The organism is Methanimicrococcus blatticola, from assembly GCF_004363215.1.
GTDB lineage: Archaea > Halobacteriota > Methanosarcinia > Methanosarcinales > Methanosarcinaceae > Methanimicrococcus > Methanimicrococcus blatticola.
Genome location: NZ_SNYS01000006.1, coordinates 144,382 through 153,254 on the forward strand (window position 1 = coordinate 144,382; position 8,873 = coordinate 153,254).

The following is an 8,873-nucleotide window of genomic DNA, read 5'->3' on the forward strand; positions in this document are numbered from 1 at the left end:
TGTTTTTACTTCGGGTTATTTCTGAGAGCTTTAATTTCACTTTCTAAAACGGTTATTCTTTTTTCAGCTTCTTCGAGTTTTCTTTCCGTTTTTTCAAGTTTTCCTTCCATTTCATTTTCGACCGCGTAAGATCCATTCGCTTTCGGGCGAAGTGCGAAGTAAACGGCGGCGAATGAAATCAAAAGCAATATCATTGAAATTAAAATCATTAATAAATCACTGATGGTGAGCGTTTGCCCGGTGAAGTTGGTTAAATCAAATACCAACAATTCAGATGTTACCATCAAAACACCGCCCACAAACGGAATGTAGCCGATGTTTAATACGCGGCGGACTTTCAAATCTGAAACGGCGTGCGTCAAATAAATCAGCAGACTTCCGACACATATCATACCCAAGCCGAGACCGATAATTGCTTTCATCGAAGCCAATCCTTGAATGGCCCCGGATTCGAATAAGATCAAATACAATATCACAAAAACGGCAATATCTGCGATTGCAAAAAATACAAAACCGGGGAAATTAAATCTTTTATTTTTTTGAGTTGTCATAAATCACACCTGTTTAGTGCCAAACAATTTCGTGATGATCGTTATAGTATAAATATAATATCACAAACATAATCTACATCTACAATCTGAATTTATTCGTTTCTCAAATACGAACCGTTTGCCCGGGAAAATTCAAATCATTTTATTTACTTGCGTTTTGTATCATTTTTATAAATTTTATGATTAAATGGCTGTGATTAAATGAATCAGAATGACTCAACGTCTCCCCTCCCGCCCGAATCAGAACTTTCGGATTTTTACAACAAAGCGCTTTTTTACGCCGCCGCCGCCCATGACGGTCAACTCTACGCCGGCTTGCCTTACGTCATTCACGTTTGCATGGTCGCCGCTGAAGTAATGGAAGCCGACAAAAACGAACCGCTGTCAAACATCAAAGACGCCGTTCAAATCGCGCTTCTCCACGATGTTTTAGAAGACACGCCGATCACAGAAGATGAAATGCTTCAAAATTTCGAGCCCGCCGTCGTTAACGGCGTCAATTTATTAACGAAAAGAAAAGGTCAGCCCCTTGAAGATTATCTTTTAGGAATCAAAAACGGCGGTTCGGATGTTTCCGTCATAAAAATGTGCGACCGGATTGTTAATCTTCAAAAACCGCCGGCGCATTGGGGAAGCGAGAAGATTTTGGAATATTATGAAGAGTCGATTTTGATTTTGGAGATTCTTGGTTGGAGTTCTGAGTATGTTTCTAAAAGATTGAAGGGGAAAATTGAGTTGTATGAAAGGATGTTTATGAAATAATTAGAACGAATCTAAACATTCATATGTTTCATCCATCAATTTATTGTGTTTTTCTTGAATTTCTTTTGTTTTGCCTTTAAAATAATTTAAATGTTCAATTGCGTTTTCAAATGAATCGTCTTGAACAATTATTTCATTTATTTTTTCAATTCGTTTTTGTTCATCTGCATTAACTATATAACGATTTAAATAAACATTTTTGAACAATTCCCTCTTTTCCTTTTCTTCAATTTTTCCATATATTATCATATCAAGGGGTTCGTAGATTTTTTGAATTTGATTTACCAAAATTTCCAATTTTTTAAGATTCAATTCAACATTTTGCTTATACAATGAAGTCAAATTGTGTTTTTCAGAATAAAACAACATCATGAGCGCTACAAGGTATGCAAAACAAGCAATTGAAAAAGTTGATATGTCTGCTGTTATTTGCAAAAGCGGGGCAAAGAGATAAAGAAACACGATCGTAAATACAAGGAAAAGAAAAAACAATGTAATCATTGAAATCCAAAAATTTCGCCTGATCCGATTTTTGTATACTTTTGATAGTTTGTTTGTCATGTATACCACTAAAAAATAAAAAAGAGACAAGTAAAAAATTACTTGTCAAGACCGTATTTTGCAATATTCTTATCGGCAAGCTGCTGAATCTTTTCGATTTCCTTGTCGCCGCCTTCCATCTTGAAAAGATGTTTGAAACGGGATTGTGCTTTCAAGTATTCTTCGACGGGTTTGGGGTCTTTGATTTTCTTGACAGCGGTGATTTCGCCGTTTTCAATTTCGTAAAGCGGCCAGAGGCAGCAGTCGACAGCCAGTTTTGCCATTTCAATCGTCTTGGACGAATCGAATCCCCAACCGGTCGGGCAGGGCGCATGCGCGTGAATGTAAGTCGAGCCGACAGTGTCAACCGCCTTTTTGACTTTCTTCATCATATCGTTTGCGTAGCCGATGGACGTGGTTGCCACATACGGAGAACCGTGGGCGACCATGATGGCCGGCATGTCTTTCTTGTTCGTGTTGTTGCCGTAAGATTTGCTTCCGGCAGGACTTGTCGTCGTTGAAGCACCAAACGGTGTGCCGCTGCTGCGCTGAACACCCGTGTTCATGTAAGCTTCATTGTCGATACAAACGTAAGTAATATCGTGGTTGCGTTCAAACGCGCCGGACAAAGCACCGATGCCGATGTCCATTGTCGAGCCGTCGCCACCCATGCCGATTACTTTCGTGTTGCCTTTGCGTCCCATCGCAATGAGAGCCGCTTCAACACCGGACGCGACAGCACCGCCGTTTTCAAACAATGAGTGAATCCACGGCACGTTCCAAGCAGATCTCGGAAACGGTGTTGTCATAACTTCCAGACATCCTGTCGGGTTTACGACAATACAGTCGGGGCCGGCAGCCATCAAAACGTATTTGGCAGCCAAAGCGTCACAGCAACCGGCACAGCCGTTGTGGCCGGCGGTCAATAAGTTGAAAGGTTGATTATCGCTCACAGCAAGTCCTCCTTCACTTCGTTGAACTGAGATTCAACGTCAATCTTTCCTGTTTCCGCAACTTTCTTCGTTGCTTCAATAATTTCTTTGATATGGCTCGTGCGAATGTCGCGGCCACCGTGACCGACCATGTAGCTGGTCATCGGAATTCTTGTCGGCGTGTTGTAAAGACCCGCTTTGATTTCCGTAAACAAAGCACCTTCATTTCTGCCGATTGAAATATCCTTTTCAATCACAACAATCGCTTTCGCATTCTTCAAAGCGTTGTTAATCGCTTCTGTCGGGAACGGTCTGAAAGAACGAACCTTTAAAACACCGATCTTCTCACCGTTTGCACGGTATTCGTCAACGACATCTTTAATCGTTCCGAGAATCGAGCCGAATGAAACGACAACGACTTCAGCGTCATCCAATTCATAACCCTCAATCAAGCCGCCGTAATATCTTCCGGTCACTTTCTTGAAATCATCAGCTGCTTTCTCAATAACGGAAAGCGCATTCTTCATGGCCTGTTCCTGCATGTAGCGGAATTCCGTGTAAACGGATGGGTCGCCGAGTGTACCGAATGACATCGGGTTTTTCGGGTCCAAATAATGGTCCGGCTTAAACGGCGGTAAATATTCGTCCGCTTCTTTCTGATCCATCAGAACAACCGGTTCGTAAACGTGAGAAAGCACGAAACCGTCCATGCAAACCATGATCGGCAAAAGAACATTCTTGTCTTCGCAAATCTTGAAAGCCTGAAGAACCATGTCGGCCGCTTCCTGTGTGTCTTCAGCGTAGAGCTGAATCCAACCGGAATCTCTCTGCGCAATCGAGTCCTGCTGGTCGTTCCAGATGTTAATCGGTGCGCCGACTGCACGGTTGACGACTGTCATCACAATCGGAAGTCTCATGCCGGATGCGTTGAACAATGCTTCGTGCATCAAAAAGAGACCCTGTGACGTTGTTGCCGAATAAGTTCTGGCACCGGTTGCGGAAGCACCAATCAAAGCGGAAATGGCTGAAAATTCAGATTCCACGTTAATGTATTCACAGTTCGGGATGTCGCCGTCTGCCATAAATTGGGAGAGGTCTTCCACGATGTGTGTCTGAGGTGTAATCGGATAAGCGGAAATGACTTGCGGGCGGGCAACTTTTGCGGCGTGCGCAACAGCGTAAGAGCCTTCCACGACAACCATCTTTGATTTATCGTTCGGGTTGACTGCCATTATTTTTCCTCCAAAGTCATTGTAATCACATCTTTCGGGCATTCGTTTGCGCAAATGCCGCATCCTTTACAATAATCGTAATTGGCTTTGTACAAGCACTTTCCTTTGTCGTTTGCGGTTGTCGTATCCGGATAAATGCACATGTCCGGGCAGGCGATTTCACAAATCGCACAGCGGATGCATTTTTCGTAATTGAAAACCGGCATGAATGTTCTCCAGCCGCCTGTTTTGTTTTCCATGGCTGTTCCGGGTTCGCAGATTGCACCGATTGTTACTTTCATGCGTTCATCACCCCTTTCACAAAATCATAAGCGATACGGATCGCTTCAGCATTCTTTTCACCGACTTTTCCGGCAAATCTTTCTTTCACGGCTTCCTGAATCGATTCAACAGCCACCTCACCTGTGGCAGCGGCAAACGCGCCGAGCAAAATCGTGTTTACGATCGGAACGCCGATGACATCCATCGCGATTTTGGTTGCGTCAACAGTCATGATTTTGGCTTTGGTGTCCAAATTCTTGAAAGCGTCGGCGGATTCTTTTGTGTTGATGATTAAAGCGCCGGTTTCTTTGAGGCCGCCGGTAACGTTGACGACATCAAGGAGGGTCGGGTCTTGGACAATAACGTAGTCCGGTTCATAAATTTGACTTCTGACACGAATCGGCGCATCGTCGAGGCGCATAAAGGCCTGGACCGGCGCACCGCGTCTTTCCACACCGAAAGCCGGGAAGGCCTGGCTGAACTTGCCGTCTGTGAAAGCGGCAATGGAAAGAAGTTCGGCGGCTGTGACGGAACCCTGTCCGCCGCGTCCGTGAATTCTGATTTCTTTCATAGTGGTAACCTCTAAAGTGATTAAATCAGGCAGATTTTGGTTTAAGATAGATAAACGAAAAAGTCGACGACCCAAGGTCAACCGCCAATTCCGTATTTAATTTTAGTTTAATGCAAAAATGAGCAAGCGGTGAGGGATTAATTTACATAAAAGGAAGATAAGAATTCAAGCCACAAACGCGGTTATTTCCGGTCAAGCCTGATCCGAAATCCCTGTACACATAACTCCGTTTTTCCCTCTCTTGATCGCATTTCTGCAATTATTTTCAGATACCTTTTTCGATATTTTTGATATCTAATAATAATGACAAATGCCTAAATTCTATATTTTCTTATTAAGCTTTTGGTAAAGTTAACATTCAAATTACAAATAGAAGGTTTACATTAACTGTTGAAATCCTTTTATTCTGCCATTTCACTCATTTTTCGAAATCAAGAGACGCCTCAATCCAATCCGCTTGGTTCTCTTAAATCTTAATTTTATATTTTTAAATTGAAACGATATATATTCTTATTTGGAATCAATTATTATTTTAAGAACTATTTATTATCAAATATTTCTCTATTATGTGTTTTCTTATTCTATTTAACTGCCCGTTTCTTTTTTTACTGTTTCGCCCTATCATTATTTTTCGAAAAGAATTATATATCTTTAAACTTTTATTATTCTACACATTCTATACAGTATATATAATACATAACAAAACAGAATTAGGGGTTGAATTAAAAATGGCGATGACTGTAAAGTCTCTTTGGAAGAATTTTTTTGTATTTATTTTAATCATTTGTATTGTTTCAGGATTCATGGGAATTGCAGGAGCTGCAATAGTTGATCCAAATGCCAGACCTGTTGAAGTTATTTTAGGTCATTACTATAATGATGATGATGGTAATGGTTATGTTTTAGATGACTCTGATGATTCGTATTCATATCGGTCACGGGAAGTCTCTCCGGGCAGCAAGCCTATTCCGGATTGGACATGGACAAAAAAAGGAACGTATGAAGTTGTTGGAATGGAAATCACTGATTTGACTCTAAAACATGTTTCAAATTATTGGCTTTACAATACGACAACAAATCAGTATGATCTCTACGATTTTAATGTATCTTATGGTAAGGCTATTAGTGTATATGGTGATAATTATCTTCATCCTGATTATTATCCACCATCAGAGATTAACGGCGTTCCTGTAAACGGGGATACATCTTTTTATATCGAACCGGATTACGCCAACCCGACAAATTATACTTTTAATTTCTATTATGGCGGACCGACAGAGTCCGGTTATATTACAACCCCTTTTTCAGCTTCTTATGTTTTCGTCAATATCGGCGATGTTTATGAATTCGAAAAATATCACACTTATCAAATGAAGATTAAGTACGATTTAATTGAGAATCCCGGTCCGTATTCCTATCTTCACGTCATTCACAATTATGATGGAATTAGAGTTTCCAGTTTTTACGATTATGATGATATCAGTGATTGTGCTGAATTTAACAGTGACCGTATATCTGCAGGCAATTATAATTTGACAAACAAAATAAATTCAACTTACATGAATCACGAATATATTTATGATTCAATGACATTGCATTATGAAACCGCGGAAACCGGTCTCGGTTACAATTTTTATGATTCTCTTCATACTCCCTCATATATTAACTCTCGTCATCCGGAGACATTCGTTATTGGGGATGTATTTAATGCTTCTTTATATGCTAATCAATCTTATTTTAATGAAACCGGAATCCCTACTTCTGATACTGTTCATCAGAAATTTAGTGCCGAAGGTCTTGAACTAACTGAAACATCTAATTCTGATAATCCGTTTTACAGATTAATCAAAGATAACTCGTGGTTGTATTTTGTTTACAGCTTGACTTCTCCATTCATCGGCGGGCCTGTCACTTATTTCCAAAATAATTCGGTCAATCTCGAAAACAATTTGGCATATGATGCTGATTACATCTATGAATTCGAAGAAGGTCTTCATTACGTTGTTGTTATTAATTACAAATACGGTTTCCCCGTTACTCACCATTATATGGATGGCTTGACCGAAGAAGAATCCTTCACGGAAGGCAAAACTGTAACTTATGATGTCTCTACGGATTTGTATGACTGGAAACGAGATAAAACCGGTTATGAATTGGTTCGCATAGAAGTCATTGAATCAAAAAGCTGGTTAAATGTCAGAGACTATTTCCAGGGGTATTTTGATCAATTCGGCAATCCTAATGTTATTTCATTCCGCAACTATACTGTTCGAGAAGGCGTTACTTATCCTGTATCCAATTTCGTGTTGCCCGATTACTATTTAGACTCATTCAGTTTTAATGATTCTGATACCCCTTGGGAAGATTATGATAGATTGAGCAGGTATGAGGTCAATTCTACTACTATGGTTATGGAATCCGGAAAAAATGTCTTAAATTTCTTCTATAGCTACGGTTCTATTGCGGCTTCTATACAAACACTCGTTTCCGGTAACGGGGATAATATCCGAACAATTTGGGATGATGAAGCACCTTTTACACCCGTAAACACATTGGGCAACGATTTGACTTCTTCAAATTATATATTTAGTGAAGGAAAGATGTATGAAGTCCACTATTATTATATGAAAGGTAATCCGCAGACCTATACACTTACCTATGATGCAAATGGGGGAACCGGGTCTGTTCCTGTTGACACTCTTGGTTATCCGTACGGCTCTTATGCCACAGCTCTTTTCCCGAATGACTTATCAAAAACAGGATATGAATTTATTTGCTGGAATGATAATCCTGACGGCACGGGTCAATCTTATTATCCGGGTTTCAGTTCTTTCAATCAAATTTATATGGACGGGGATAAAACAGTATATGCTATCTGGAGCGGTCCTCTTGATATCCCTTTAAAACATGTTTACAATTTTAATTCTGGTTCGGAGATATGGTATGATACTGTCGAAGAAACAAAATCCGTAACAACGCATGTCAATACATTTTTGAACGGTTGGTATGTTCCAGATTATAATAATACAAATTTCAATATTGAAAAAATAGTTATTGAAGAACGCAAAGGGGTTTCTATAACAACGACCGTTATTTCGGGTTATGATAATATCTATTACAATAATCCCTTTTACATGTTCAAAAACGGGTATGATTATAACGTAACTATTTATTATGCTTGCAATACCGATCTTTACTACAAGGTTCTTTATTATCCGAATGAGGCCGACAGCGGTACCGTTCCTGTTGATTCGTCTAATCCTTATGTTTATAATGCCCTTGTTATGGTTTTAGATAATCAAGGTGCTTCCGGTAATGGCGTGAATATTTTAGAAAAAGAAAATTACATTTTTGCCGGGTGGAATACAAAAGCGGATGGTTCCGGAACGACTTACATGCCGGGAAATCAATTCCATTTAATTGATACGATTATGGGTGATCCGAATGATTGGAATTGGTCAACCATTGATTTGTATGCACAGTGGGTGTCTTTGTCACCGACTGTCACTTTCAACGCCATGGGCGGAACTTTCGATGATAATGCAATAATTACAACAACGCCCTCAGGAAGTCTGACTTATGTACGTGATCAGACTGATTCTTCTAATAATGAATTGTTAATTGTCTCTAATGTCCAGTCAAATTCTTTAATTACAGAGCCAACTCCTGCAACGGCAAAAACTGATTCTGTTATTGAAGGTTGGTATACAACATCAACTTACGATTCCGGAACAAAATGGGATTTTAGTGCGAGTACAGTTACTGGCGATACAACACTTTACGCTAAATGGATTCCAAAGTACACTTTAACTTACCACTCCAACGACGTTTCCATTGACCCCGAATTGACTGAAACCGCTACACACGCTGCCGGTTCTTCTGTCACTTTACCTGATGCTGAAACCGATTTCAGTTGGTCTGTTACCGACAAACATTTCGTCGGCTGGTCTGAAACTCCGACCGGTTCTGTGATCAGCAGTTACACCATGCCTTCCGGCAATGACGATTTATACGCCGTTTGGAC

The 8,873-nt window shown here is 40.2% G+C and carries 8 protein-coding genes (1 of these 8 running past the window's edge); 2 read left to right on the forward strand and 6 right to left on the reverse strand.

Annotated features, from left to right (window positions below; genetic code table 11):
• Positions 1 to 5 precede the first annotated feature (5 nt).
• Positions 6 to 551, reverse strand: a complete 546-nt coding sequence (locus tag C7391_RS02690) for a hypothetical protein (protein ID WP_133517010.1) — start codon at positions 549 to 551, stop codon at positions 6 to 8.
• 201 nt (positions 552 to 752) lie between these two features.
• Between C7391_RS02690 and C7391_RS02695 the strand changes: the two genes are divergently transcribed.
• Positions 753 to 1,313: a bifunctional (p)ppGpp synthetase/guanosine-3',5'-bis(diphosphate) 3'-pyrophosphohydrolase gene (locus C7391_RS02695; protein ID WP_133517011.1), complete on the forward strand. Its 561-nt coding sequence runs from the start codon at positions 753 to 755 to the stop codon at positions 1,311 to 1,313.
• Here C7391_RS02695 and C7391_RS02700 read toward each other — a convergent pair whose 3' ends face one another.
• Genes C7391_RS02700 through C7391_RS02720 form a run of 5 tightly spaced genes read right to left on the reverse strand, consistent with a single transcriptional unit; the run spans position 1,314 to position 4,849 of the window.
• A complete protein-coding gene (locus C7391_RS02700; protein WP_133517012.1) occupies positions 1,314 to 1,874 on the reverse strand; it encodes a hypothetical protein in 561 nt (186 codons plus the stop codon). It abuts the gene before it with no gap.
• A 38-nt stretch (positions 1,875 to 1,912) separates the two neighbouring features.
• Entirely contained in the window at positions 1,913 to 2,806 is an 894-nt protein-coding gene (locus tag C7391_RS02705; protein ID WP_223611028.1) for a thiamine pyrophosphate-dependent enzyme, read from the reverse strand.
• Positions 2,803 to 4,017: a pyruvate synthase subunit PorA gene (gene porA, locus C7391_RS02710; RefSeq protein WP_133517013.1), complete on the reverse strand. Its 1,215-nt coding sequence runs from the start codon at positions 4,015 to 4,017 to the stop codon at positions 2,803 to 2,805. Before porA ends, C7391_RS02705 begins: the two co-directional genes overlap by 4 nt.
• A complete protein-coding gene (locus C7391_RS02715) occupies positions 4,017 to 4,298 on the reverse strand; it encodes a 4Fe-4S binding protein (RefSeq protein WP_133517014.1) in 282 nt (93 codons plus the stop codon). Before C7391_RS02715 ends, porA begins: the two co-directional genes overlap by 1 nt.
• On the reverse strand, positions 4,295 to 4,849 hold the full coding sequence (locus C7391_RS02720) for a pyruvate ferredoxin oxidoreductase subunit gamma (protein ID WP_133517015.1): 555 nt from the start codon (positions 4,847 to 4,849) through the stop codon (positions 4,295 to 4,297). Before C7391_RS02720 ends, C7391_RS02715 begins: the two co-directional genes overlap by 4 nt.
• 2,624 nt (positions 4,850 to 7,473) lie before the next feature.
• Between C7391_RS02720 and C7391_RS08670 the strand changes: the two genes are divergently transcribed.
• On the forward strand, positions 7,474 to 8,873 hold the 5' portion of the coding sequence (locus C7391_RS08670) for a Cna B-type domain-containing protein (RefSeq protein ID WP_449288500.1). The gene runs 1,243 nt beyond the window's last position; only the first 1,400 of its 2,643 coding nucleotides appear in the window; its start codon is at positions 7,474 to 7,476; its stop codon lies off the right edge, out of view.

Excerpts from the sequence above, each read along its gene's own strand:
- porA (WP_133517013.1), bottom strand. The coding sequence starts at position 4,017 with ATGGCAGTCAACCCGAACGATAAATCAAAGATGGTTGTCGTGGAAGGC.
- C7391_RS02720 (WP_133517015.1), bottom strand. The coding sequence starts at position 4,849 with ATGAAAGAAATCAGAATTCACGGACGCGGCGGACAGGGTTCCGTCACA.
- C7391_RS02690 (WP_133517010.1), bottom strand. The coding sequence starts at position 551 with ATGACAACTCAAAAAAATAAAAGATTTAATTTCCCCGGTTTTGTATTT.
- C7391_RS02700 (WP_133517012.1), bottom strand. The coding sequence starts at position 1,874 with ATGACAAACAAACTATCAAAAGTATACAAAAATCGGATCAGGCGAAAT.
- C7391_RS02715 (WP_133517014.1), bottom strand. The coding sequence starts at position 4,298 with ATGAAAGTAACAATCGGTGCAATCTGCGAACCCGGAACAGCCATGGAA.
- C7391_RS02695 (WP_133517011.1), top strand. The coding sequence starts at position 753 with ATGAATCAGAATGACTCAACGTCTCCCCTCCCGCCCGAATCAGAACTT.